Here is a 24,783-nt window from a genome sequence, read left to right as displayed (position 1 = left end):
CCCCGACACCGGGTTGGGTCGGAACCCGTGCGCTCCGTCTCCGGCTCAGTGGTCGCAGAACGCGGTCATTCCGCGTTCGAAGCCGCATTCTGCGACCAGTCGCGGGGGGGCCGGGCCGTGTGCGACAGCGCGATCAGAACTCGCGGGCGACGTAGACCATGCCGCCCTCGCGGCGGATCTCGGTCATTCCGGACCGCGCCAGCACGGCGAGCGAGGCGAGATTCGTCTCTTCGGTGTCGGCGATCGCGCGCACGGCTCCATGATCGGCCGCGATCCTCAGGCCTTCGGTGACGGCGGTCGTCGCGAGCCCTCGACCGCGCGCGGCGGGGATCAGCCCGTACCCGAATTCGACTGTTCCCGTCTCGTCCGGTGGACCGAAGAATCCGAAGCCGCCGACCGCGACACCCTGGTCATCGCGGATGGCGTACAGCGTGAAGACCGGATCCGCGTCCTCGCGAGCGGCGAGCGATCGCAGCGGCACGAGTTCGTCCTCGAACGGGTACTCGGGGTGCCAGTCGTCGCCCGATCGCTCATCGCGGGTGATGATCCTCTCCGCGAGAGCGGAATCGATCGGGTCCAGCCGCATCCGTCTCAGCGGAGCAGCAGGTTGGGCTGCAGCAGGTACTTGTACGAGTCGAGACCGGCCGCATCGACCGACGTCTGGCTCGTGATCAGCACGGGGCTGAGCTTGTTCGCGTTGTCCGAGGAGGTGAACGTGACGCGCACGAACTCGCTCTTGAGAGCTCCGAGCGCCTCGAGCAGGTACTGCGGGTTCAGGCCGAGGGTGACCTCTTCGCCGTTGAGGTGCGCGTCGACCGATTCGGAGGCACGGGCCTGCTCGCCGCCGGAGGCGTCCATGGTCACCTCGGACGTCTCGAACGTGAAACGCAGCGGAGCGGACCGGTCCAGCACGAGCGCGACGCGACGCACGGCCTCGGTGAGGTCGGCGGTGCTCACCACCGCGTGGTGGTCGGTCTGCTCCGGGAAAAGGCGGCGGACCGGGGGGAAGTTCCCCTTGATGAGCAGCGAGGTGACGGTCTTGTTGCCCGCGGTGAATGCGATGATCTCGCGGTCACCGGCGCCCGAGAACGAGATCTGGATGGTGCCGGCGTGACCGAAGGTCTTACCGACCTCCTGCAGGGTGCGAGCCGGGACGAGCGCGGTCTGCGCCGCGGCCTCGCCGTCCCATGGGACGTCGCGCAGCGACACCCGGTATCGGTCGGTGGCCACGAGGCTCAGCGTGTTCTCGCTGACCTCGAGCTGCACGCCGGTGAGCACCGGGGTGACGTCGTCGCGCGAGGCGGCGAAGGCGACCTGGGCGATCGCAGTGCCGAAGTCCTCTGCGGGGACGACACCGCTGGTGCCGGAGACCTCGGGAATGGAGGGATATTCCTCGACCGGCATGGCGGCGAGGGTGAAGCGTGCGGATCCGCAGCGTACGGCGATGCCGCCGTCCTCCTCGACAGAGATCTCGATCGGTGCGTTGGGCAGACGGCTGGCGATGTCGGAGAGCAGGCGTCCGTGCACGAGGATCGTGCCCGGTTCGTCGACGGTGGCCTCGATCGTGGTGCGCGCGGAGGCCTCATAGTCGAAGGCCGAGAGCGTGAGCCCCTCATCACCGGCCTCGATCAGCACTCCGGCCAGGATCGGCTGCGGATTGCGCTGAGGCAGCAGCTTGACGACGAAGGACACAGCTTCGCTGAAGACATCGCGATTGACCTGGAACCTCACCGGCGCTCCTCCGTCGACTGAATGCGGAGGATGACACGAATCTCCGCCCCATGGCAGACACCAGGGGATCCCATGCTAATGCCACGAGGCATCAGGTTCAGGTCGAAGTGCTCCGGATCCGGATCCATCCCCAACCCGGCACCGGGTGGTGATCGATGGACGGAGATTCGAAAGGAGTTCTTAACGGTGTTAACGCCTGTGGATACTGTGGATAACTCTGGGGATGCTTTGCGGCTCTAGGGAACTACAGACGTGTGAGTTGTGGAGACCCTGCGGAAACAGCGGGGTCGCGGGGCATGCGGGGCGGATCCGTTCGCCCGAGTTATCCACAGATCGACGCTCATCATGGGGAATCCACGCCGTCCGGATCCCGAGATATCCCCAAGTTATCCACATGTGGACTTCCGGGCGGGGCGGATGCCAGAATTCGCCGGCACAGCCTGGAACTGGCGTCGACGGCGCTCCTGCGGCCGCGCAGAGAGCCCGCAGCGCGGGGGAGGATCCGTGCGGAGGTTCAGCGACGGCTGAGCTGGGCGGTGATCTCGGTCACCTGGTTGAAGATGGCGCGGCGCTCCTTCATGAGCTCGCTGATCTTCTTGTACGCGTACATCACGGTGGTGTGGTCGCGGTTGCCGAACAGCTGGCCGATCTTCGGCAATGAGAGATTGGTGCGCTCGCGGCACAGATACATGGCGATCTGTCGGGCCGTCGCGATCTGCTGCGACCTGCTGGATCCGTAGAGGTCGTCCTCGCTGAGCTTGAAGTAGTTCGCGGTCGTCGTGATGATGTCGGTCGGCGAGATGATGCTGTCCTCGTCCTGATCGACGATGTCGCGCAGGGCCGTCTGCGCGGTGGCGATGTCGAGTGCGGAGCGGTTCAGGTTCGCGAACGCCGTGGCACGGATCAGCGCACCCTCGAGCTCGCGGATGTTGGAGGACACCTTCGTCGCGATGTACTCGAGCACGTCGTCCGGGACGTGCAGCTGCTCGCTCTGCGCCTTCTTGCGGAGGATCGCGATGCGCGTCTCCAGGTCGGGCGCTTGCACGTCGGTGATGAGGCCCCACTCGAACCGGCTCCGCATCCGCTCCTCGAACCCGGTGAGGTGCTTGGGCGGCAGGTCGCTCGTGATGACGACCTGCTTGTTGTGGTCGTGCAGCTGGTTGAAGGTGTGGAAGAACGCCTCCTGCGTTTCCGCGCGGCCCTGCAGGAACTGGATGTCGTCGATCATCAGGATGTCGACCTCGCGATAGCGCGCCTGGAAGGCGGATCCGCGGTTGTTCGCGATCGAGTTGATGAAGTCGTTGGTGAATTCCTCGCTCGACACGTAGCGAACCTTGACCCCGGCGTACAGGGACTGGGCGTAGTCGCCGATCGCGTGCAGCAGGTGGGTCTTGCCCAGGCCAGGGCCTCCATAGATGAACAGCGGGTTGTACGCCTTCGCGGGTGCCTCGGCGACGGCGACGGCGGCCGCGTGGGCGAAGCGGTTGGACTGGCCGATCACGAAGTTGTCGAAGACGTACTTGGGGTTCAGCCGCGACTCGTGACGGATCGGTGTCGGCTGCTGCTCGATGGGGGATTCGATCCTGGTCGGCTCCTGCCGGCCGGGGGCGAAGTCCGGGACCGGGATCGGCACGGTCTGCTGCTCGACCATGTCGTGGTTCACGGTGACGCGGAACGAGGTCACCTCGTCTCCGATGCGGGCGAGCGCCTCCATGATCGGCAGTCGGAGGCGCTTGTTGATCTGTCCCGCGGTGAGGTCGTTCGGGACCTCCAGGTAGAGGGTGGCAGTCATGACGCCCGCAGGAACGGCGAGATTGAGGAAGCCCTGCAGCGGCGCGGAGACGCGCTCGTCTCGGGCCAGCTCCGCGAGAAGTTCGTCCCAGATCGGGACTTCGGACTCTGCGGCTGCGGACATGGTTCCCCCGGGCGACTCGGCACAGCGGGCGGATCGGGACACGCTGCCTGTGGATAACTGCTCGTGCCACGGTAGTCAGCCTGGGCCGTGAGGGCAACCTGTGACTGGGAACGAGAGACGGCGTGTCCTTGTTGAAGGATCCCTCCACAGATGTGGATAATGTTGCTTTCGCCCGCTCAGTTTGCGATGTCGGGGTCGACGTCGTAGCCTTAATCGGTTGACTTATGCCATTTCGGCAGTCTTTGTCCACCGTCTCCGGCCGCATCGATCCCGGTGACAGCTTCCCTTCCCGGAGAAATCATGAGCAAGCGTACTTTCCAGCCCAACAACCGTCGTCGCGCCAAGAAGCACGGGTTCCGTGCCCGCATGCGCACCCGCGCCGGCCGCGCCATCCTCTCGGCACGCCGCACGAAGGGCCGTGTCGAGCTCTCGGCGTAAACCGTGCTCGCCCGCCCGCATCGCCTCGTCCGCGGGTCCGACTACCGCACGGTGGTTCGGCGCGGACGGCGATACGGCGGGCTGCGGCTTGTCGTCTCGGTGCTCGACACCGGTGAGCAGCGCCCCGTGCGCTTCGGCTTCATCGTGAGCAAGCAGGTGGGGAACGCAGTGACCCGCAACACGGTGCGGCGACGCCTGAAGGACGCATGCGCCCGCCAGCTCCCGCTGCGGGACGGCGTCGACATCGTCATCCGCGCCCTGCCTTCCGCGGCGGAGGCGCCTTTCGTGGATCTGCTGTCGGATCTGGGACGAGCCGTCGACAGGGGTGTGCGATGAGCGCGCTTCCGGCGTATTCGCGCGGTACTGCGCACCTGCACGCCGGTGACGCGCTGCGGGCAGTCCCGCTGGTTCCACGCAACCTGGTGCTGGGGTTCCTCACCGCCTACCGCGCGGTGGTCTCCCCCCTGTACGGCGATGTCTGTGCGTACTACCCATCGTGTTCCGCCTACGCTGTAGGTGCGGTGCAGCAGCACGGTGCGGTGAAGGGCGCAGGCCTTTCGGCGTGGCGGATTCTGCGCTGCAATCCCTGGAGCCACGGCGGTGTGGACGACGTGCCACCGCATTCCGACTTCCGACACGCCCTCACGCCCCGAGGATTCGTCGTACCCTCCCGAAAGGACTGATCAGTGGGTTCCGACCTCCTGTTTGCCGCGTCAACGACGCCTGCTGCCTCGAGCGGAGGCTTCGATCTGCTCGGCATCGTCATGTGGCCGTTCAAGGCACTGGTCGAGGCGATCCTCGTCGCCTGGCACTGGCTGTTCACCTCCCTGGGCATGCAGGGCGCCGCGGGCCTCACCTGGGTGCTGTCGATCGTCGGGCTCGTCCTGGTCATCCGCGCGGCGGTCTTCCCGCTCTTCGTGCGGCAGATCAAGAGTCAGCGCAAGATGATGGAAATCGCCCCTGAACTCAAGAAAGTTCAGGAGAAGTACAAGGGCAAGCGTGATCAGCTGAGCCGCGAGGCGATGAGTCGCGAGACCATGGCCCTGTACAAGCGCCACGGCACGACGCCGATGTCGAGCTGTCTTCCGCTGCTGGTGCAGATGCCGTTCCTGCTCGGCATGTTCTACACGCTGAGCGATGTCAAGAAGCACGCCGTCGCGGGCGAGGGCGGGGTGTGGCTGCTGACGAAGCAGCTGACCAAGCAGTTCTACGACGCGACGCTGTTCGGAGTGGCGCCGCTGCACACCAGCCTCGTGGATGCGGTGCAGCACAAGCCGGCCGGCTGGGAGACCACGGTCGCGATCCTCGTCGTCCTGGTGATCCTCATGATCGGATCCCAGTTCTTCACGCAGCTGCAGATCATCTCGAAGAACCTGTCGCCCGAGGCCAAGACCGGCCAGGCGTACCAGATGCAGAAGATCATGCTGTACATCCTTCCGCTGGGCTTCATCTTCTCCGGTCTGTTCTTCCCGCTCGGTGTGGTCATCTACTGGTTCATCAGCAACCTGTGGACGATGGGCCAGCAGTTCCTGGTGCTGCGTGAGATGCCGACACCCGGATCCGATGCGGCCAAGGCGCGGGAGGAGCGTCTCGCGCGCAAGGGCAAGGCCATCAACTCCGAGGGCAAGGTCGTGCCGAAGGCCGCCTACGACGCCGAGCAGCAGAAGATGCTGGAGGACGCCGAGCGCCTCCGTGCTCAGCAGCCCAAGCGCCAGCAGCCGAAGAGCGCCAAGCGCGCCAAGAAGGACCAGGACCACGCCAAGAAGGATCCTGAGAAGAACGTGAACGGAGACAAGGCATGACCGAGCAGGATGTCGCCGAGCCGACCGTCTCCGATCTCGAGCATGAGGGCGACGTCGCGGCGGACTTCATCGAGGGTCTTCTGGACATCGCCGACATCGACGGCGACCTGACCCTGGACGTCAAGCAGGGACGAGCATACGTCTCGGTCGAGGCGGAGGGCGACGGTCTGCGCCTGCTTTCCGCGCCCGACACCGTGCAGGCGCTGCAGGAGCTCACCCGACTCGCTGTGCAGAGCAGCACCGGATCCTTCTCGCGCGTGATCCTCGACGTCGCCGGATCCCGCGATGCGCGCCGTAGTCAGCTCGAGCGCCTGGTCGATTCCGCTGTCGCGAAGCTCGACGAGGGAGCGTCGCAGGCGTCGCTGCCGTCGATGTCGAGTTACGAGCGCAAGCTGGTGCATGACATCGTGGCGGAGCGGGGCCTGATCTCCGAGTCCTACGGCGATGGTCCGACCCGCCATACGGTCATCCGCCGGCACTGACGTTTCACGTGAAACATGACTGAACCGGTGTCGTCCGAGCTCGAGGCTGAGCCGGCTGTTGCCGCCGTGCTGTTCGGGGATCGGATCGGGCTCGCGCGCGACTTCACCGCGGCGTTGGCCGAGCAAGGCGAAGAGCGGGGCCTGATCGGCCCGCTCGAGGTGCCGCGGCTATGGACCCGGCACATCCTCAACAGCGCTATCGCCGCACCTCTGTTCCACGGCACTGTTGCGGACGTGGGATCCGGAGCCGGCCTGCCGGGCATCGTGCTCGCGATCGCCCGACCCGATGTGCAGTTCACGCTCATCGAGCCGATGGAGCGACGCGTGGCATGGCTGGACGAGCAGGTCACGGCCCTGGGCCTGTCGAACACGACGGTTGTTCGTGGTCGTGCTGAGGATGTCGGGCTCAGCGGCACGTTCGACATGGTCACTGCACGCGCGGTCAGCGCGCTGCGCACTCTGCTTCCGTGGACTGCGCCTCTCGTGCGCAGCGGGGGAGAGCTCGCGCTGCTCAAGGGCGTCAACGCTGAAAACGAGATCACCGCTGCGCAGAAGCAGATCCGCAAGTTCCTGCTCAGCGACGTGCGTGTCGAGATCCTCGGTGAAGGCGTGCTGACCGAGACGACGCGCGTGCTGCGAGCGACTGTCCGTGGTTAGGTCTTGTAAGTAGGACCGCTCTTTCGGGATACGGTCTTCCTCTGATAACTCCACCTCGATTCGTGGCACCCGGGCTGCGGGATGTGAGTTCCGCGAATCGGCGGGTTCCTTCCCGCTTCGCGGGCCCCCTCCCGATATTCGTGGTACTCACATCCCTCCGCCCTCGTTTCACGTGAAACGCCGTGCTCGACCTGGGCCAAGCGCGTGGGACCAGCGTCCTTCGGTAGGGATGGGATTGGGTGTTACAGGGCCCCCAGCTGAAACGAACCCCAGGACAGCGGACGAATCGGATCGTGGGTGTGTCCAGGAGCAGCCGCCAGCGAGGGGCATGCTCAGCACGTTTCGCTTAGCGGCGCTCGTGTGGGATGAGAGCGCGACGGCCGGGTAGGGGGAGCAGTGTGGTGTTGCGCAGAGATGGCCGTCAACGCTGCGGGACCTCTCAGTCGGTCGACACAGCCTGTACCTGCCTCGAGGGCCACAGCCGCTACGGTGATGTTTCACGTGAAACATCACCGTAGCGCCGCCACCTGGGTCATAGCTGTTGCCAGCACCGACCGACCGTTTCTGTCGTGGGAGGGCGCAGGGGGGTGTGGATGGCGAATATCGGGAGGGGCCCGCGCAGCGGGAAGGAGCCCACCGACTCGTGATCCACACACCCCTGCGCCCGCGTGTGCAATGAGGGCTCAGCGCGCATGCCCCAAGGAGCTGCGAGTGGCACAGAACGTGGTGTTTCACGTGAAACATCACCCTGTTTCACCGATGCGTCCGGAGATTGTCGGCCGCGCAAGTTAGAGTGGAGATTCCGTCGTTTCCCCGTCGGAGATCGTCGAAAGGAGTGGATGTTTCACGTGAAACAGTCCCCAAGCACCTCGACTGCTGGATACGGCGTGGACACCCCTTTGGCCCGGGAACTCGCGGATCTGACGGCTCGCCGCAAGGCGTTGGAAGGCGTCACGGTCCGTTTCGACGGGCCGACCCGCGTCTTCACGATCTCGAACCAGAAGGGCGGGGTTGGAAAGACGACAACCGCCGTCAATATCGCGGCGGCGATGGCGGATCTCGGCGCGAAGGTGCTCGTGATCGACCTGGATCCACAGGGAAATGCATCGACGGCGCTGGGAGTCCCGCACACTGCCGATCTGCAGAGCATCTATGACGTCCTGATCAGCGATGTTCCGCTGGTGGACGTCGTGCGAGCCAGTCCTGAATCCCCCAATCTGCTCTGCGCGCCGAGCACGATTCACCTCGCGGGCGCCGAGATCGAGCTCGTCTCGCAGGTCGCTCGCGAGCACCGGCTACGCACCGCGCTCAATGACTACCTGACCCAGAATCCGGTGGACGTCGTGATCATCGACTGCCCGCCGTCGCTGGGACTGCTCACGATCAACGCCTTCACCGCCGCGACCGAGGTGATGATCCCGATTCAGTGCGAGTACTACGCCCTGGAGGGCCTGAGCCAGCTGCTCGGCAACATCCGGATGATCCAGAAGCACCTGAATCCCGACCTCACGATGTCGACGATCCTGCTGACGATGTTCGATGGACGCACCCGACTCGCGCAGCAGGTTGCGGAGGAGGTGCGCGGACATTTCCCGCACGAGGTGCTGGACACCGTGATTCCTCGTTCCGTGCGTATCTCCGAAGCGCCGAGCTTCGGGCAGACCGTGATCGCGTACGACGGGCAGTCGGTAGGCGCGGTCGCCTACCGAGAAGCAGCAGTTGAGATCGCCCGCCGGGCGACCGAACACAACGAGAAGGGGCACTGATGGCCAAACGCACGGGACTCGGCCGGGGGATCGGCGCACTCATCCCCACTTCGGATGCCACGGAGCGCCCCGTGGACGTGTTCTTCCCCGGCGCACGCATCGATCCGGTCCCGGAGACCGCGCCTGTTGTACAGCCCGCCGAGCCGGACGAGGATCTTGTCGCCGTTCCGGGCGCCCGCCTGATTCGTGTGAACCCGCACGACATCGTTCCGAATCCACGACAGCCGCGCGTCCACTTCAACGAGGACGATCTCGCGGAACTCGTGCACAGCGTGCGCGAGTTCGGGGTGCTGCAGCCCGTGGTCGTGCGACAGAACGACGAAGGCAAGTACGAGCTGATCATGGGGGAGCGGCGCACCCGCGCCGCTCGGGAAGCCGGACTCGATTCGATGCCGGCGATTCTACGGGAGACCGCAGACGAAGACTTGCTCCGTGATGCGCTGCTGGAGAACCTGCACCGGTCGCAGTTGAACCCGCTCGAAGAGGCCTCCGCGTACCAGCAGCTCCTCGAGGACTTCGGTATCACCCAGGAGGCCCTCGCGAACCGCATCGGCCGCTCCCGTCCGCAGGTCAGCAACACGATCCGGCTACTCAAACTGCCTGTTCCCGTCCAGCAGCGGGTGGCGGCAGGAGTGTTGTCGGCCGGCCACGCCAGGGCGATCCTCTCGCTCGACGACACCGAACTGATGCAGCGGCTCTCGGACAAGGTTGTCAACGAGGATCTCTCCGTCCGCGCAACTGAAGAGGCGGCGAAGACCATCGCCGCAGCGGGCACCGTAGCCAAGTCCGTCAAACCGCAGGCGGGCGCGCGCCGCGCGTACCTGGACGACGTCGCCGGCAAGCTCGGCGATCGACTCAACACCCGGGTGCAGATCGCCCTGGGTGCACGAAAAGGCCAGGTCAAGATCGAATTCGCTTCTATCCAGGACCTGAACCGCATCCTTTCGGAGATCGGCGAAGAAGGTTTCGGTTCCTGACGGATTCGGAGCGACCGCTTTCAACGGGGCCCGGGACGATCTGCGTACGCGGATCCTCTCGGGCCCCTGTTCATCCACCGCCGCGTAGGCTGGAACGGTGAAAGAATCCCCGACCCGTCGAGCCAGCCTCGAAGTGCTGCGCGCCGAAGCGGCGGATGAGCTCGCGGTGCTGGTCCAGGAGCGTCTGCTTGGGGGAGAGGACCCCTGGGCCTTCATGGAGGAGCTCCCCAGCGTGGATGAGCTGGTCGTCTTCCTCCTGCGAGCCGATGAGATCGTCGAAAGCGGTGGCGTACGCCCCGACGAATCACGCAATTTCGATCTGCTCCGTCGCATCGCCCTCGACTACCCCGAACTCACCCCGATCGTCTGGGGGCTGCTCGGAGACGGCCCGAAGTATCGTCGCTGGGACCTGCTGGCGGACGACGCCCGGCCCTGACTCACCCGCGATGTTTCACGTGAAACGTCGCCCAGACGAGGTCTATCCCCCACCAGGGGCTATCGTGGCGCGCTCGGACTCCGGGGTGGCATGGTCACGCACAGAGCGGGGTCCTTCCCGCTTCGCGGGCCCCTCCCGATGCACTCGGAGAAGCCACCCCTGCGCCCTCCGCCGCAGAGTTTGCGCCCGCCGCTCCGTGGAGTAGCGACGCCCGCGTGCAGCCGATGCGTGTGGGCGTTTCACGTGAAACGTGTCGCCGCCGCGCACGTACAAGGGCCCATGACCCCGCCACCACCATGTGCATGGTGCGTGGCGTGTATGGCGGGTAGACGACCTTGTCGTCTGAGAAGCGTTGGGGTTAGACCATGGCCTCTGGTTGGCTGCTGACTGGCCCGTTTCACGTGAAACGGTGCTGTCGTGGAGCTCCGACCGGGGGCAGGTCAGGGATCAGAGCTTCCCAGAGTTTTTCGGTAGGGGAGCGCGGCGCCCATCGATCCGTCGCCTGTGCTGGCGCAGCACGCGGAGCCGGAATGCGCCGCGGAGCATGATCCGGAGCCGCTCTGAACAGGATCGATCCGGGAACGACGAAGCCCGCCCTCCCAGAGGAGAGCGGGCTTCGAGGCCGTGTGGGCGGGATCAGCCGAGGAAAGCGGCCAGATCCTGCTCGAGGGCGAACTTCGGCTTCGCGCCGATGATCGTGGTCTTGACCTCGCCACCCTGGAAGACCTTCATCGCCGGGATGGACGTGATCTGGTACTTCATGGCGAGATCGGGGTTCTCGTCCACGTTGAGCTTGAGGATGGTGATCTTGTCGCCGTTCTCGGACTGGATCTGGTCCAGCACGGGCGCGACCATGCGACACGGACCGCACCACTCGGCCCAGAAGTCGACCAGAATGGGGCCATCGGCCTGAAGCACATCCTGCTCCCAGGTCGCCTGGCTGGTTGCCTTGGCAGTCATGATTCTCCTTGTTGTGAAAGCGTGAGACGCTCAGAGGCGTCAACAGCGGTAGGGGCTGAAGTGTTCCCGCGGCTCAGACGAGAACCGACTCGGCGGTGGTTCCATCCGAGAGCGCGGCGAGGAAGTGCTCGACGTCCAGCGCTGCGACTGTGCCGGATCCGGCAGCCGTGACCGCCTGACGGTAGGTCGGGTCGATGACATCGCCGGCAGCGAAGACGCCCGGAACAGAGGTGCGCGAAGTGCGTCCGTCGACCCAGATGGTGCCCTCCGCGGTCAGGTCGAGCTTGCCGTGCACGAGGTGCGTGCGCGGGTCGTTGCCGATCGCGATGAACAGGCCGTCCACGGGGAGCTCACTCGTCGTGCCGTCGACCGTGTTGCGCAGCAGCACGGCGGTGGTGGCGTCCTCGCCGAGCACCTCCTCGACGGCGCTGTTCCAGATGAACTCGATCTTGTCGTTCGCGAAGGCGCGCTCCTGCATGATCTTGGAGGCGCGGAGCGAGTCCTTGCGGTGGATGACGTACACCTTCGAGGCGAACTTGGTGAGGAACGTCGCCTCCTCCATCGCCGAGTCACCACCGCCGACGACGGCGATGGTGCGCTCCCGGAAGAAGAAGCCGTCGCAGGTCGCGCACCAGGAGACGCCATGACCGGAGAGACGCTCTTCGCCCGGGATGCCGAGTGTGCGATAGGCGGATCCGGTGGCGTAGATCACGGACGCGGCCTCGAGCACGGTGCCGCTGCCGAGCGTGACCTTCTTGATCTCGCCGTCGAGCTCGAGCTCGGTGACGTCGTCGTAGAGCACCTCTGTGCCGAACTTCTCCGCCTGCTCCTGCATCTTGGCCATCAGGTCCGGACCCTGGATGCCCTCGGGGAAGCCGGGGAAGTTCTCCACCTCGGTGGTCTTCATCAGCTCGCCGCCGACCTCGACCGAGCTCGCCACGAGCACCGGATTCAGGTTCGCGCGGGCCGCGTAGATCGCCGCGGTGAATCCCGCAGGTCCCGAACCGATGATGATGACCTGTCGCATTGCTTCTCCTTGCTTTCGCACGCTTCAACACATGGTACCGGCGCGGCATTCCGCGGGCCTGGGCGTTACCCGCCGTTCCTGGGCGAGGGCGTGGCCCCGCTGTGGTGAACGTGGCGGGATCCACGCATCACAGCGCGGGTCGGCTGATCCGTCAGGACTTCCGAGGTCGGAGCAGTGCGGGCTCGGAGGGCAGGGTGGTGGCGCGTGATCCCGAGTCAGTCGCCTGGGACGTCCACGATGCGCGTCGAACCGTAGACAGGGAGGAGGGATCCGGCCGACACCGCGGCGAGATCAGCGGCGAACTCCTCCTTGATCGCGGGCGGGATCCAGAGAGCGAAGGAGGCCGAGGTGCCGTACGTGACATCGCCGAAGGACGCACCGTGGGCCGTGGCCCATTCGCGCAGAGCGTTGTCGATGCGGCCGGCATCGGCGTGCGGCACGTCGACACGCGCCTCGAGGAGCTCACGGCGGTGCAGCAGCGCGGCGTCGTCCAGCGCCTCGGAGACCGCAGTCGAATAGGCGCGGATCAGCCCGCCGGCGCCGAGCTTCACGCCACCGAAGTAGCGCGTGACGACCGCGACCAGGTCCGTGAGTCCGCGGCGGCGCAGGACCTCGAGCATCGGGATCCCGGCCGTGCCCGAGGGCTCCCCGTCATCGGAGGACCGCGCCTGATCGCCGTTCAGCCCGGTGACCATCGCCGTGCAGTTATGGCGGGCATCCCAATACTGCCGACGAACGGAGGCGATGACTTCGTCTGCCTCAGCGACCGAGCGGACCGGGACGAGGTGGGCGATGAAGCGCGACTTCTTCACCACCAGCTCACGCGTGACGGGGGTGGCGATCGTGTCGGGGTAACGGCTGGGCGTGGTCATCTGAGGCGAGGTCCGGATCCGTGACGGCTCAGCGCGAGGGCACGAAGCGGCGCACGAGACCCTTCAGGGCGTCGAGCTCCGGTGCACGCAGCAGGGCGAGCAGACCGATGTAGACGACCATGACCACCGCAGCAATGATCAGACAGCCGACCGCCGCCGGGATCCGGTCTGCCGTCGTCCATCCGTGTGGGCCGCCGAGGAGAAGGAAAACTCCCCACCCCGCGGCGGTGGCGGGAATGGCGGCGAGCACGAAGCGCCCCAATGCGAGGATCCAGCGACTCGTCCCGATGCCGTCGAGGCGGCGGTGAAGCAGCACGGTCGCGACGATGGTCTGCAGCACGCTGGCAACGGATTGGCCGAGCGCCAGCGTCGCCGCCAGAGCAGACAGGGGAATGATGCCGGCCTGATGGAGGAGTTGCGTCCCGAACGCCGTGGCGGCGATGAGGATGCACTGGAAGATCGTGAAGGCGAAGGGCGTGCGAGTGTCTCCAAGGGCGTAGAAGGTGCGCTGCACGATGAAGAGCACTGCCAGGGGGAGGAGTGCGACCAGGTAACCGACGAGAACGAGGGCCGCGGCCTGGGCCTCATCACGGTTGTCGGTGAAGATGCGCGAGGCGGGAACGGTCGCGGCCACCACCGCGGCCAGCGCGCCCGTGAGGAAGAAGCCGAGCGTTCGGATGCTGCGTGCGATATCGCCTCGCAGATCCTCAAGGCGTCCGGCGTGAGCGTGCTCGCTGAGTTGCGTGAAGTACGGCGTCCCGATCGACAGCACGATCACCGAGTAGGGGAGCATGAAGATCAGCCATGCGTTGTTCATCACGGTCAACGATGCGTTGGAACCCGATGCGGCCAGGGCGACACTGTGCTGGTAGAAGCCGGCGATGAGGCTCGACAACGCCATCAACATGGTCCAGCCGGCCAACTTGCCGACGTTGCCGAGACCGACCCCCCGCCAGCGGAAATCGATGCGCAGCGCCAGCTTCGTGCGTGGCCAGAACGCGAGGAGGACACCCGCCTGTACGGCGATACCCAGGGTGGCAGTGGCGCCGAGCCAGGCGATCCGGTTGGCGGGCCAATCGGAGACCTCGGTGAGCGGAGTTCCGAACAGGAACCCGATGATGAGGAATCCCGCGATCGAGACCACGTTGTTCACGACAGGCGCCCACGTGAATGGGCCGAAGATCTTGCGCGCGTTCAGGGTCTCACCGATGAGGGCATAGAGGCCGTAGAAGAAGATCTGAGGAAGGCACCAGTACGCGAAAGCGAGGGCGAGTTGCTGTTGCTCGACGCTCGTGCCCGCCTTCATGATGACGCTGATGATCCAGGGGGCCGCGAGCATGGCGGCTGCCGTGGCTGCGAGCAACACGACCGTACCCGCGGTGAAGATCTTCGAAATGAAGGCACTGCCACCGTCTTCCCCGGCAACGGCCTTGACGATCTGGGGCACGAGCACGGCCGTCAGCAGACCTACCGAGATGATGGAGAACACGTCGTTCGGCAGCTGGTTGGCGAGCGCGAAGGCATCGGGCGCTTTGCCGACCGCACCGATCACGCCCACCAGCACGATCGTGCGCAGCAGTCCCGTGATGCGCGACACCATCGTGCCCGCCGCGAGCAGGGCGCTGGCGCGACCGAGGCTACTCATTCGTCTCCTTCTCGCCCGAAGCGGATCCGGTCTTCTCGGTGGGGATGTCCGCGACCGCGAGTTCTTCCCGGTCGCTCTCGTCCGCCGCGCCGTCGGATCCTTCCATGCCATCTGCGGCATGCTTTGTGGCGGTGATCCTGCGGCGGCGGATCGTGCGGAAGATCCCGGCGCCGATGAGCAGCAGGCCCAGGCTTCCGAACACGATGAGCCCGATGGTCTCCCACTCGGCCCGGATCGTGAGGCGCGCGGTCTGCGCCGGGCCGATCGCGACGCCCGTCGGGCTCGTCAAGGTCATGGTGAGTGTGAGCTCGGTGTTGGCCACGTGCGACTCGAGGGGGAGGCGCACGCGCGTGGTGCTCGAAGGCTGCGCCTCGACGTCCGTTGCCGCGGGCACGTCGATGCGGCTGTCGCTGGATGAGACGTTGAGCCTCACTCGGACGGGATAGGGGAGCTCGTTGCGCACCCACACCGGAACGTCGACCTTCGGGCTGATCAGGATCGGATTGGACGGCTGGATCCCGACTGCTTCCATGGTCTTTCGCGTCACGGCGCGATGCGACGCGAGAGCCGTGCCGAAGTCCTCGGCAGTCGTGTGCACGCCCACACCGAGCAGGCGCAGCATGGAGATGCGCTCGCGCACCGTGAGATCGGCGGGGCGCTCGAGGATCGTGGCGAACTGTGCCAGGCGACCGGCGTCCTCATTCAGGACAGTCACGGCCTCTGCGCGGTCTTCGGCGGACCCCGTGGCGACCGCGAGTTCGGTCGGAGCGCCGGACAGCACGCGATCCAGGCGCCCGTCCTGCCCGCCGCTGAATGCGGTGACAGCGCTGGACAGTCCCTCCTCCGACCGCGTCCCGGTGCGGGAGAGACCGGCGAGCACCGTGGACCCGGGCGCGTCGAACCACAGCATCGCGTTCGCCTCGGTCAGTGCGTCCCCGCGGGCCGCCGCATCGGACTGCTCGGCCGCGGCGCTCAGCGCCTCCGAGACGGCCTCGTCACTGACGAGCACGGCCGTGCCGCCCACGGCACCGCGCGACGAGACCGGGGCATCCTGCGCACCCGCGGTGAAGGATGTGGAAGGCAGGATCGGCACGGTTCCGGCACCCGCAGGGCCGTAATGCGACATCGTCGCCACCTGCCCGGCGGTGACCTGGCCGCGCGGCCACAGGATGTCGGTGCGGGCGCCCGCGATCGCGTCGGGTGCGGCAGGGTCCTGCGAGGGGCTCGATGTCGATGTCGATGTCGGCGTCGGCGCGGGTGTCGTCGAGGTCTTGCCGGCGGGGTTCAGGAACGGCTCGAAGTCGTCGACGGTGAGCGGCGCGGTCAGCCCGGCTGCCGCCTGCGCCGTGGCGTCCGCGTCGCCGAACTGCAGGGCGAAGCGCTCGTTCGGCAGCGCCTCGAGCCGCGCGAGCCACGCTGTCGCCGTGGCGGGTGCCCCCGCACCGAGCACGCGGATCGCGGCAGGGATGGACGGGTCCACGGCGAGCACGGCAGAGGTGCCGGCGACGCCGTTCAGCTGCGCCGTGAGCGCCCCGGCCGGCGCGGTGAGAGCGGTGAGTTCGGCAGCGCTCAGTAGGTCGCCGGTGGGGTTCGCCGTGATCGGCACGACCGTGACGACGGTGGCGGGCGTCCCCTGCGCGACCACGAGGGCGCTGCGTGCGGGAGCCGGTGCCTTTGCATCGGCGGCCGCCGGGGTCGCCTCGAACCGTGCCTGCAGCGGGTAGACGCCGGGGGTGAGCGCGCCGACGTCGCCCGCCGGCACCACGACCTGGGTGCGTGAGGTGCCCTCGGCATCCAGCACCGTGGTGCGCACGTCGCCGATCGGGCTGAGCGCGGGTGCGTCGCCGGATCCGTCCAGCCAGGCGCTCACGGCGCGACGATCGCCGAGCGGAGCACGCCCCAGCTCCAGGTGCACCGTACCCGCGCCGAGACCGGTGGTGGCATCGTTGCGCAGCGTGAGCGTCGCGGTCAGCGGTGATCCGGATGCATAGGATCCGTTTCCGTCCGGCTGCAGCGAGAGCTGCACACCCGTGTGCTGCGGTGTCTGCGTCGGGCTGGGGGTGGGGGTCTCCTCCGCCGCGGCAGGTGAAAGTGCGGCAAGGGGGAGCAGCAGGCCCAGCGCGACGGCGAAGGCTCCGGCGGTGCGTCGCACGCGCAGGCGCAGGGGGGCTGATTCGGTCTGAGTCGCAGTCATCGGGGGATCCGTCGGGCGCGCGGGGCGCAGGGGAGTGCTGGCCCTGAGATTCTAGGCGGCGCACAGGCCCGATCCCTGGAGGCGGGCAGGGTGCGGGACATCCGATGCGCACCATCGAGCGCGCCGCGGAGACCGCGCAGCGCCCCGCGTAGGCTGGCGCCGTGGTCCGACACCTGCTGCCCCGTCCCGACTCCGTGCTGTGCGCGGCGCTCGCCGCCGATCTCGACGCCGCCGACCTTCGGTCGGAGCCATTGCGCGCCGCCTGGGGCGCGGAGGCCGACGACGCTCTCGCCCGGGGCATCCGCTCGCCGCTGCTCGCGGCGGTCGAGGGCCGCACCGATGCCCTGGCCACGCTCGGGCGCCTCTTCGTACTGGGCATGCCGCAGCCGGAGGCCCACGTCGCGGCAGCGCTCGCGCGCACCGGCCTCGACGGGCTCGAGGCGCTGGGCCTCGGCTACCGGGAGGACGGCGCGGTGGTGCCGGCCGCCCTGATCCGGCCGCAGTCGTTCGTCGACGCGGACGGGGTCGGCGAGTGGTGGATCGCGAGCGACCTCGACGAGCTGGCCCTGCACCACATGGAAGGCGGCGGCGAGTTGCCGTCCGACCATGTGCTCGGTGTCGGCGGCGCCTCGCGCACCCTGGCATCTCTGGTCATGCCGGTCGGGGTCGAGCGTGCGCTGGATCTCGGCACGGGCTGCGGCATCCAGGCGCTGCTGGTCTCCCGGCACGCCGGATCCGTCATCGCCACCGACATCTCGGCGCGCGCCCTCGCCTACGCCGAGCTGAACGCGATGCTCGCGGGCGTGCACAACATCGAGTTCCGCCAGGGCAGCATGTTCGAGCCGGTCGCGGGCGAGAGCTTCGGGCTCATCGTGTCGAACCCGCCGTTCGTGATCACGCCGCGCGGCGCGGACGTGCCCGAGTACGAGTACCGCGACGGCGGGCTCGTGGGCGACGCGCTCGTCGAGGCGTTCGTGACGCAGGCCCCCGCACACCTCGTCCCGGGCGGATCCGCACAGCTGCTCGGCAACTGGGAGTCCCGCGGTGCCGTTCTGGGGCTCCGCCGCCTGGAGTCGTGGATCGCCCCGGAACTGGACGTCTGGGTCGTGCAGCGCGAGACGCTGTCGCCGCTCGGCTATGCGGAGCTGTGGATCCGCGACGGCGGCACGACACCCCGCGACGCCGCGTTCGAGCCGCTGCTGGACGCCTGGCTCGCCGACTTCGCCGCCCGCGGCGTGACCGAGATCGGGTTCGGGTACGTGCTGATCCGCCGGCCCGTCGGGGCCGACTCCGGTGCCTCAGTGAGTCCGCTGCGCCGCTTCGAGACGCTCACCCAGCCCGTGACGAGCGCCGGAAGGGCGTTCCGCGACGGGTTGACAGGGCACGACGCTCTCGCCGACGGCATCCCCGAGGTACTGCTCGTCGCGCCCGACGTGACCGAGGCCCGCCATCACCTGCCCGGTCAGGAGGCGCCGAGCGTGATCGAGCTGCGCCAGGGCGGAGGGTTCGGCCGCACGATCTCGGTCGACCCGGCGCTCGCCGGCTTCGTCGGCGCGTGCGACGGCGACCTCACGGTCGTCCAGATCGTGTCCGCGCTCGCCGACCTGTTCGAGGTGTCCCTCACCGACCTCTGGGCCGACCTCGAGCCGCGTCTGCGCGCACTCGTGACCGACGGCTTCCTGATCCCCGCCGAGCACTGAAAGGGAATGCATGTCGGGATCCATGCGTTTGAATAAATCATGAAGGCTTTCGGATTCCTCTCGTTCGGGCACTACGGCGACGTGCCGGGGTCGACGACGCGCACCGCCGGCGACATGCTGCGCCAGACCATCGAGCTCGCCGAGGGCGCCGACGAGATCGGCGTCAACGGCGCATATGTTCGCGTGCACCACTGGGCGCGCCAGGCGGCGTCGCCCATGCCGCTGCTGAGCGCGATGGCCGCGCGCACGAAGCGCATCGAAGTCGGCACCGGCGTCATCGACATGCGCTACGAGAACCCGTTCCAGTTCGCCGAGGAGGCAGCGGCTCTGGACTGGATCGCCGATGGGCGCATCGCGCTCGGCGTCAGCCGTGGTTCACCCGAGACCGCGCTGCGTGGCTACGAGACCTTCGGCTTCCACGACGAGGAGGATCCGGAGCGCGGCGGCGTGATGGCCCGCGAGAAGTTCGACCTTTTCCTGCAGGTGATCGACGGGGCCGGTGTGGCGCCCGGCGACCCCCGCATGGTGGGGGCCGGCCGCTACCTGGCGATCGAGCCCCAGTCCCCGACGCTGCGCGACCACATCTGGTGGGGAGCGGGTTCCCGCGCTACGGCGGAGGAGACCGGACGCAAGGGCCTGAACCTGATGAGCTCGACGCTGCTCACGGAGGCGACGGGCCAGCCGTTCCATGAGCTGCAGCGCGAGCAGATCGACCTGTTCCGCGCCGCCTACAAGGAGGCCGGTCACGCCGGCGCACCACGGGTGTCGGTGAGCCGCAGCGTGTTCCCGCTCATCACGGATCAGGATCGGGCCTACTTCGGGCTGCGCAGCGAGGAGAACGGCGACCAGATCGGCGTGATCGACGGGTTCCGCTCCACGTTCGGCAAGACGTATGCCGCCGAGCCCGATGTGCTCATCTCCCAGCTGAAGCAGGATGAGGCCGTCATGGCCGCCGACACCCTCATGCTGACGATCCCGAACCAGCTCGGACCCGAGTACAACCTGCATGTGCTGCAGGCGTTCGCCGAGCACGTGGCGCCGGCGCTGGGCTGGAAGCCCAACACCGAGGGCCCGGTGCAGGGGGACGCTGTCTGAACCCCCGGCTACATTCGGGAGCCATGCAGACGCGAGCCGAGTTCGATCAGCTGTCCGAGAACTACGCGAAGAACCGCTTCCCGGCGGACGCGACCGTTCAGGAGATGAGGGAGGCGTTCGAGCAGGGCGCGGTCCCACCGCCGACCGGGGTCGCGTCCGCGCGCCGGCAGCTGGGCGGACGGCCCGCGATCGAGCTGCGTCCCGACGGCGCCGGGGACGGGATCCTGCTCTACCTGCACGGCGGCGGATACGTGATCGGATCCGCGGAGACGGGCGTCGGTATGGCAGCGGGCCTCGCGGTGCGCACGGGCACGACGGCGTACTCGCTCGACTACCGGCTCGCGCCGGAGCATCGGTTCCCCGCGGCCGTAGACGATGCCCTCGCCGCGTACGCGGAGCTCGTCGAGAGCCACGGTGCCGACCGCCTGCTCATCGCAGGCGACTCGGCGGGAGGCGGACTCGCGGTGGCCACGCTCCTCGCCGCGCGGGAGGCGGGTCTCGAGATGCCGGTCGCGGCCGCCGTGTTCTCCCCGCAGACGGACCTCACCCTCAGCGGCGCCTCCTTCACCACGCGGGACGGCGACGATCCGCTGTTCCAGCCGGACGACATCGCCGCATACGGGCGGCGGTATCTTCCGGAGCACGACCCCGGAGATGCGGCGCGCTCGCCGCTCGCGAGTCCCGTGTTCGCGGATCTGAGCGGGCTCCCTCCCCTGCTGATCCAGGTGGGCAGCAGAGAGCTGCTGCATGATGACGCTCTCCGTCTCGCGATGAACGCCGCCCACGCTGACGTCGATGTCACGCTGGAGTCCGCCGCGCGGGCACCGCACAACTATCAGACGGCGGTGGGAAGGCTTCCTGCTGCCGATCGCGCTCTCGATCGCGCCGGCGTCTTCCTGGCCGAGCGGCTCGGAGAACGCGTCGTCGTCCCCACCGCCTAGTCCGGGTCGCGGGGCCCTGCGGGGTCAGTCCTCATCCGGTGCGCCGAACAGGCCCTTGCCGTGCTTGTGCAGCAGGTTGTACGCGTCGATGAAGGTCTGCGGCTCCTGATCCTCCGGCAGGCCGTAGCGCGCGAGCAGCAGGCCCAGCAGGCCCTGGGCGGGCGGGGTCAACGGCTTTCCCGCATGCGCATGCGCAGGATGCGGCGGCTTCGCCTCGGGGTTCGGGGGCGTGTACAGCGACTTCGTCACGGGCCAGTCCGACGGGTGGCGGGGCTTGTCCAGGTTGATGATCTGGAACAGGTCGTTGGCGGTCGCATCGCGGCGGGTGAGCGGCTTCAGGCCGTGCAGGCGGGTGAGCGTCGCGATCACGGATCCGTGGTGCATCTGGTCGTTCACGATCGTGCCCTTGCGCGTGTAGGCGGACACGGCGATCGCCGGCACCCTGCAACCGAGGCGGTCGAACTCGAACCCCATCTCGCCCGTGCCGGAATCGTCGGGCGGAGTCGCCTTCGGCGGGACGACGTGGTCGTAGGTGCCGCCGTGCTCGTCGAAGGTGATCAGCAGCAGCGTGTTGATCGCATTGGATCCCTTCGTGGACTTGCTCGTGCGGATCGCGTCATAGATGTCGTGCACGAGGTCGTCGCCGGCGCGGACATCGGAGAACGCGCTGTTGATGATGTCGGATCCGTCCACGTCGCTCTCCCGTCGCGCCCCGAACGGCGGGTGGAAGTCGTTGTGGTTGTAGATCATGCGCGGCTCGATGAAGGAGTACGCGGGAAGCTCTCCGTGCTCGACGTCGGCGTAGAAGTCGTCCATCGTACCGAAGTGCTCGGTGCGCCAGAACTTCTCCAGCACGGGTGCGTGCAGCACGCCGGTGAAGGAGACCATCTGCAGCTCGTCGAAGTAGACCTTCCATTTCAGGCCCGCATCCTCGAGGCGGTTGAAGATCGTCGGCGACTTGGGCGCGTTCAGCCACTTGTCGTAGTCGCCGCCCTCGTGGTTCGTGACGAAGCCGTGCGAGGTCGACGCGTTGAAGAAGGTGCGGTTGCAGAACGTCTGCGAGGGCACGGCGCAGAACCAGTGGTCGAACACGGCGAACTCGCGGGCGAGCGTCGACACCGTCGGCAGCATCTCCGGTGAGAACGAGCCCATGATGCGCTTGCGCTCGTCCTCGCTCGGCTCCTTGCCGTGCTTGAGGCGCATGAGGTTCACCTGGTAGTCGGTGACGAAGCCGCTCATGGTCGGCTCCTGGCCGTCCTCGGGATGGTTGTACGGGGGATGGAAGCCGCCGTCGTACAGGTCGGCGTTCTCTGCCGGATTGATCACGTTGTACAGCTGTGTGTTGACGTGCGGATACATCTCGCCGGGATCCGGATCCGGCCACGTCATGATCTGGTCGGTCGGGCCCTCGTAGACGTGCGCGTCGTAGCGCACGCCGTCGAGCTCGTTGTAGTACTCCCCGAAGGCGAGGCCCTCGAAGTCCTTGCCCTCCGGCAGGTTCTCCTTCGTGTACAGGTAGCCGAGCAGGTTGTCGAAGGACCGGTTCTCACCCATGACGACCACGATGTGGTCGAATCCGGGCGCGTGCCGGGGTGCGAGGGCGCCGTAGTCGTCCAGCGCCTCCGCGAAGCCGTTGTGCTGGCCGAGCGCGTAGCCGGCCGCAGCCCCTGCACCGCCACCGACGACAGCTCCGGCGGCGGTCAGTCCACCGAGGCGCAGGAAGTCGCGGCGGGACCGGGAGCGGCCCTTCCCCGCCGAGTCACCCGTGCCGTCGTCCGGCGTCGCGGCTGCGTTTTCGGGTGCACCGGCGGGATCGCCGGCCGCAGCGGATGATCCGTCGCTCGGGGCAGGGGAGTTCTTGCGTCTGACCATGCCGCGATCCTACTGAGCGGCCGAGGGGCGCCGACGACCGCGCGCTCGGCAGCGGCTGAGCCCACCCCGGTACCCTGGAGACCATGCTCAACATGGCCGATTCCCTTGCGCGCCTGGGCGCCCTCGCCGAGCATCCGGTCGTGCGGACCCTGGCCACGGCGTTCGCCGACGCCGGGTTCGACCTCGCCGTGGTCGGCGGCCCCGTGCGCGACGCGCTGCTCGGCCGGCCCACGCACGACCTCGACTTCACCACGAACGCCCGCCCCGACGACATCCTCCGCATCGTGAAGCCGATCTCCACCACGCAGTGGGACATCGGCCGCGAGTTCGGCACGATCGGCGCCAAGGTGCCCTCGCCCGACGGTCCGTCCGAGCAGGTCGAGATCACCACGTACCGTGCCGACGCCTACGACGGCGTCACCCGCAAGCCCGTCGTCTCCTTCGGAGACGACATCGACGGCGACCTCGTGCGCCGTGACTTCACCGTCAACGCCATGGCCTTCCTCGTCCCGCAGCAGCGGCTCGTGGATCCGACCGGGGGAGTGGAGGATCTGATCGCGGGCCTCCTGCGCACTCCCACCACCCCCGAGGTGAGCTTCGGCGACGATCCGCTGCGCATGCTCCGCGCGGCCCGGTTCAGCGCCCAGCTCGGCTTCGGCATCGAGGAGCGCACGCTCGCGGCGATGGCTGAGCTGCGCTCGACGCTGGGAATCGTGAGCCCGGAGCGCATCCAGTCGGAGCTGATCCGCCTGCTGCAGTCCGACGACCCGGTGCGCGGCATCCGCGTGCTCGTCGACACCGGTCTCGTCGACGAGTTCCTGCCCGAGGTCAATGCACTTCGGCTCGAGGTCGACGAGCACCACCACCACAAGGACGTCTACGAACACTCGCTCACCGCGCTGGAGCAGGCGATCGCGCTGGAGCACGCCCGTCACCCCGGCGAACCGGCCGACGCGGTGCTGCGTCTCGCCGTGCTGCTGCACGACATCGGCAAGCCGCAGACCCGCAAGCTCGAGCCGGGGGGCGCGGTGAGCTTCCATCATCACGACGTGGTGGGCTCCCGCCTCGCGCGTAAGCGCATGCAGGCGCTGCGGTTCGACAAGGAGTCGACCGACGCGGTGGCGAAGCTCATAGAGCTGCACCTGCGCTTCTTCGGGTATGCGGAGGGCGCATGGACAGATTCGGCGGTGCGCCGCTACGTGCGCGACGCGGGCGACCAGCTCGAGCGTCTGCACATCCTCACCCGCGCCGACGTCACCACCCGCAACAAGCGCAAGGCCTCCCGCCTCGCCGCGGCCTACGACGACATCGAGGCGCGGATCACGGCACTCCGCGAGCAGGAGGAGATCGACGCGATCCGCCCCGAGCTCGACGGCAACGACGTGCAGCGCATCCTCGGCATCGCCCCGGGCCGCGAAGTCGGCGAGGCGTACCGCTTCCTGCTCGAGTTGCGCCTCGACGAAGGCGTCATCGGCCCCGGGGCCGCCGAGCGGCGTCTGCGCGACTGGTGGGCCGCGCGGAGTTGAGCTCGGGAACTAGCGCCCCGCCTGCAGGCGGAGTCCGGCCAGGAGGAGGTCGAGCCCGCCGAGGAACTGGTCGCGGTCGTCGTGGCCGTCGAACTCGTCCAGGATGTGGTGGATGAAGGGGAACTCGGCCGCATCGAGTGCGCGCCACTGCGCGGTGGCCTCGGCCATGTACTGCTCGCGGCTCACCTTGCCCGACACGACGGCGGCGGGCGGCTCCTGGCCGAGGTCGGCGGCGGTGCCGATCACGTAGCCCACGACCGCCGAGGTGGCATGGAACGCCTGGCGCGGCGTGAGGCCTAGGCGCATCACGTGCTCCCCGATGCGCTCGTAGAGCTGCAGCGAGTGGATCTGGCTCGTCGTGTCGCGGAGGGCGTAGGCGCCGAGCCAGGGCCGATCGACGATCGCATCGAACATGGCGAGCGCGATGGTGTGGAGGTCCTCGATCGGGTCCTCGCCGCCGACGTCCGCCGTCGCTTCGAGTACGCCGCCCAGCACAGAGTCGGCAGCCAGATCCAGCAGTTCGTCACGCCCTGATACGTACCAGTACACGCTCGCGACGCCGCCGCCCAGCCGTGTGGCCAGCGCACGGATCGTCAGTCCCTGCGCACCGGACTCGTCGAGGATCTCCACCGCGCCGGCGAGGACCGACTCCAGGGAGTGGGACGCGCGGGAGCGGGTGCGCGGACCGCGCTGGCGTGCGGGCCCGTCGGCCTGCTGCGGTGTGGTTGCCATGGCTCCATCCCACCA

23 protein-coding genes are annotated in these 24,783 nt (G+C 67.8%); 13 read left to right on the top strand and 10 right to left on the bottom strand.

The genetic code is table 11. The annotated features are described in order from the left end of the window. Positions 1 to 133 precede the first annotated feature (133 nt). From AC1DCT_RS11115 to dnaA, 3 genes are all read right to left on the bottom strand, one after another. Positions 134 to 586, bottom strand: a complete 453-nt coding sequence (locus AC1DCT_RS11115) for a GNAT family N-acetyltransferase (RefSeq protein WP_441976510.1) — start codon at positions 584 to 586, stop codon at positions 134 to 136. Positions 587 to 591: 5 nt separating this feature from the next. Continuing rightward, positions 592 to 1,731, bottom strand: a complete 1,140-nt coding sequence (dnaN, locus tag AC1DCT_RS11110) for a DNA polymerase III subunit beta (RefSeq protein WP_440732721.1) — start codon at positions 1,729 to 1,731, stop codon at positions 592 to 594. Positions 1,732 to 2,245: 514 nt separating this feature from the next. Further along, the gene (gene dnaA, locus AC1DCT_RS11105) at positions 2,246 to 3,646 is read right to left on the bottom strand and encodes a chromosomal replication initiator protein DnaA (protein ID WP_440732720.1); all 1,401 of its coding nucleotides are present in this window, start codon (positions 3,644 to 3,646) and stop codon (positions 2,246 to 2,248) included. A 300-nt stretch (positions 3,647 to 3,946) separates the two neighbouring features. Between dnaA and rpmH the strand changes: the two genes are divergently transcribed. The 9 genes from rpmH (at position 3,947) to AC1DCT_RS11060 (ending at position 10,204) form a co-directional block, all read left to right on the top strand. Further along, positions 3,947 to 4,084 (top strand): 50S ribosomal protein L34, encoded by a 138-nt coding sequence (gene rpmH, locus AC1DCT_RS11100; protein WP_105689046.1) that lies wholly within the window; start codon positions 3,947 to 3,949, stop codon positions 4,082 to 4,084. A 3-nt stretch (positions 4,085 to 4,087) separates the two neighbouring features. Then, the gene (rnpA, locus tag AC1DCT_RS11095; RefSeq protein ID WP_440732719.1) at positions 4,088 to 4,420 is read left to right on the top strand and encodes a ribonuclease P protein component; all 333 of its coding nucleotides are present in this window, start codon (positions 4,088 to 4,090) and stop codon (positions 4,418 to 4,420) included. Next, the gene (gene yidD, locus AC1DCT_RS11090) at positions 4,417 to 4,767 is read left to right on the top strand and encodes a membrane protein insertion efficiency factor YidD (protein WP_441976508.1); all 351 of its coding nucleotides are present in this window, start codon (positions 4,417 to 4,419) and stop codon (positions 4,765 to 4,767) included. Before rnpA ends, yidD begins: the two co-directional genes overlap by 4 nt. Positions 4,768 to 4,770: 3 nt before the next feature. Further along, entirely contained in the window at positions 4,771 to 5,886 is a 1,116-nt protein-coding gene (gene yidC / locus AC1DCT_RS11085) for a membrane protein insertase YidC (RefSeq protein ID WP_441976507.1), read from the top strand. Further along, positions 5,883 to 6,368, top strand: coding sequence for a Jag family protein (locus AC1DCT_RS11080; protein WP_440732716.1), 486 nt, complete (start codon positions 5,883 to 5,885; stop codon positions 6,366 to 6,368). Before yidC ends, AC1DCT_RS11080 begins: the two co-directional genes overlap by 4 nt. A gap of 15 nt (positions 6,369 to 6,383) precedes the next feature. After that, positions 6,384 to 7,025 carry a 16S rRNA (guanine(527)-N(7))-methyltransferase RsmG gene (rsmG, locus tag AC1DCT_RS11075; protein WP_441976506.1) on the top strand — a complete coding sequence of 214 codons (642 nt, stop codon included), beginning with the start codon at positions 6,384 to 6,386 and terminating at the stop codon, positions 7,023 to 7,025. 839 nt (positions 7,026 to 7,864) lie between these two features. Then, on the top strand, positions 7,865 to 8,791 hold the full coding sequence (locus tag AC1DCT_RS11070; protein WP_477429660.1) for a ParA family protein: 927 nt from the start codon (positions 7,865 to 7,867) through the stop codon (positions 8,789 to 8,791). Continuing rightward, entirely contained in the window at positions 8,791 to 9,768 is a 978-nt protein-coding gene (locus AC1DCT_RS11065; protein WP_477429181.1) for a ParB/RepB/Spo0J family partition protein, read from the top strand. Before AC1DCT_RS11070 ends, AC1DCT_RS11065 begins: the two co-directional genes overlap by 1 nt. 97 nt (positions 9,769 to 9,865) lie before the next feature. Beyond that, complete coding sequence (locus tag AC1DCT_RS11060; RefSeq protein ID WP_440732712.1) at positions 9,866 to 10,204, top strand: single stranded DNA-binding domain-containing protein; 339 nt, start codon at positions 9,866 to 9,868, stop codon at positions 10,202 to 10,204. A 636-nt stretch (positions 10,205 to 10,840) separates the two neighbouring features. On the opposite strand, the gene trxA is transcribed toward AC1DCT_RS11060, so the two are convergent. The 5 genes from trxA to AC1DCT_RS11035 form a co-directional block, all read right to left on the bottom strand. After that, entirely contained in the window at positions 10,841 to 11,164 is a 324-nt protein-coding gene (gene trxA / locus AC1DCT_RS11055) for a thioredoxin (protein WP_292717765.1), read from the bottom strand. Between the two features lie 73 nt (positions 11,165 to 11,237). Then, complete coding sequence (gene trxB, locus AC1DCT_RS11050) at positions 11,238 to 12,191, bottom strand: thioredoxin-disulfide reductase (RefSeq protein ID WP_477229994.1); 954 nt, start codon at positions 12,189 to 12,191, stop codon at positions 11,238 to 11,240. A 215-nt stretch (positions 12,192 to 12,406) separates the two neighbouring features. Beyond that, the gene (locus AC1DCT_RS11045) at positions 12,407 to 13,063 is read right to left on the bottom strand and encodes an IMPACT family protein (RefSeq protein ID WP_477229995.1); all 657 of its coding nucleotides are present in this window, start codon (positions 13,061 to 13,063) and stop codon (positions 12,407 to 12,409) included. A gap of 28 nt (positions 13,064 to 13,091) precedes the next feature. Then, positions 13,092 to 14,621, bottom strand: a complete 1,530-nt coding sequence (murJ, locus tag AC1DCT_RS11040) for a murein biosynthesis integral membrane protein MurJ (protein ID WP_477229996.1) — start codon at positions 14,619 to 14,621, stop codon at positions 13,092 to 13,094. A gap of 79 nt (positions 14,622 to 14,700) precedes the next feature. After that, complete coding sequence (locus AC1DCT_RS11035) at positions 14,701 to 16,902, bottom strand: DUF6049 family protein (RefSeq protein WP_477429179.1); 2,202 nt, start codon at positions 16,900 to 16,902, stop codon at positions 14,701 to 14,703. A gap of 161 nt (positions 16,903 to 17,063) precedes the next feature. Between AC1DCT_RS11035 and AC1DCT_RS11030 the strand changes: the two genes are divergently transcribed. The 3 genes from AC1DCT_RS11030 to AC1DCT_RS11020 are packed head-to-tail and all read left to right on the top strand — an operon-like array spanning position 17,064 to position 20,638. Beyond that, complete coding sequence (locus AC1DCT_RS11030; protein ID WP_477429177.1) at positions 17,064 to 18,602, top strand: DUF7059 domain-containing protein; 1,539 nt, start codon at positions 17,064 to 17,066, stop codon at positions 18,600 to 18,602. A gap of 39 nt (positions 18,603 to 18,641) precedes the next feature. Beyond that, entirely contained in the window at positions 18,642 to 19,697 is a 1,056-nt protein-coding gene (locus tag AC1DCT_RS11025) for an LLM class flavin-dependent oxidoreductase (protein WP_477229999.1), read from the top strand. Between the two features lie 23 nt (positions 19,698 to 19,720). Continuing rightward, positions 19,721 to 20,638, top strand: coding sequence for an alpha/beta hydrolase (locus AC1DCT_RS11020; RefSeq protein ID WP_477429175.1), 918 nt, complete (start codon positions 19,721 to 19,723; stop codon positions 20,636 to 20,638). A 24-nt stretch (positions 20,639 to 20,662) separates the two neighbouring features. Here the strand turns inward: AC1DCT_RS11020 and AC1DCT_RS11015 are convergent, their stop codons facing one another. Continuing rightward, positions 20,663 to 22,510, bottom strand: coding sequence for an alkaline phosphatase family protein (locus tag AC1DCT_RS11015; RefSeq protein ID WP_477429173.1), 1,848 nt, complete (start codon positions 22,508 to 22,510; stop codon positions 20,663 to 20,665). 83 nt (positions 22,511 to 22,593) lie between these two features. Between AC1DCT_RS11015 and AC1DCT_RS11010 the strand changes: the two genes are divergently transcribed. After that, on the top strand, positions 22,594 to 24,036 hold the full coding sequence (locus AC1DCT_RS11010; protein WP_477429171.1) for a CCA tRNA nucleotidyltransferase: 1,443 nt from the start codon (positions 22,594 to 22,596) through the stop codon (positions 24,034 to 24,036). A 9-nt stretch (positions 24,037 to 24,045) separates the two neighbouring features. Here AC1DCT_RS11010 and AC1DCT_RS11005 read toward each other — a convergent pair whose 3' ends face one another. After that, positions 24,046 to 24,768, bottom strand: a complete 723-nt coding sequence (locus AC1DCT_RS11005; RefSeq protein WP_477429169.1) for a TetR/AcrR family transcriptional regulator — start codon at positions 24,766 to 24,768, stop codon at positions 24,046 to 24,048. Between the last annotated feature and the right edge of the window lie 15 nt (positions 24,769 to 24,783).

The sequence above is a fragment of the Microbacterium sp. 10L49 genome (genome assembly GCF_056395125.1).
This window is presented reverse-complemented; position numbering and strand designations above follow the sequence as displayed.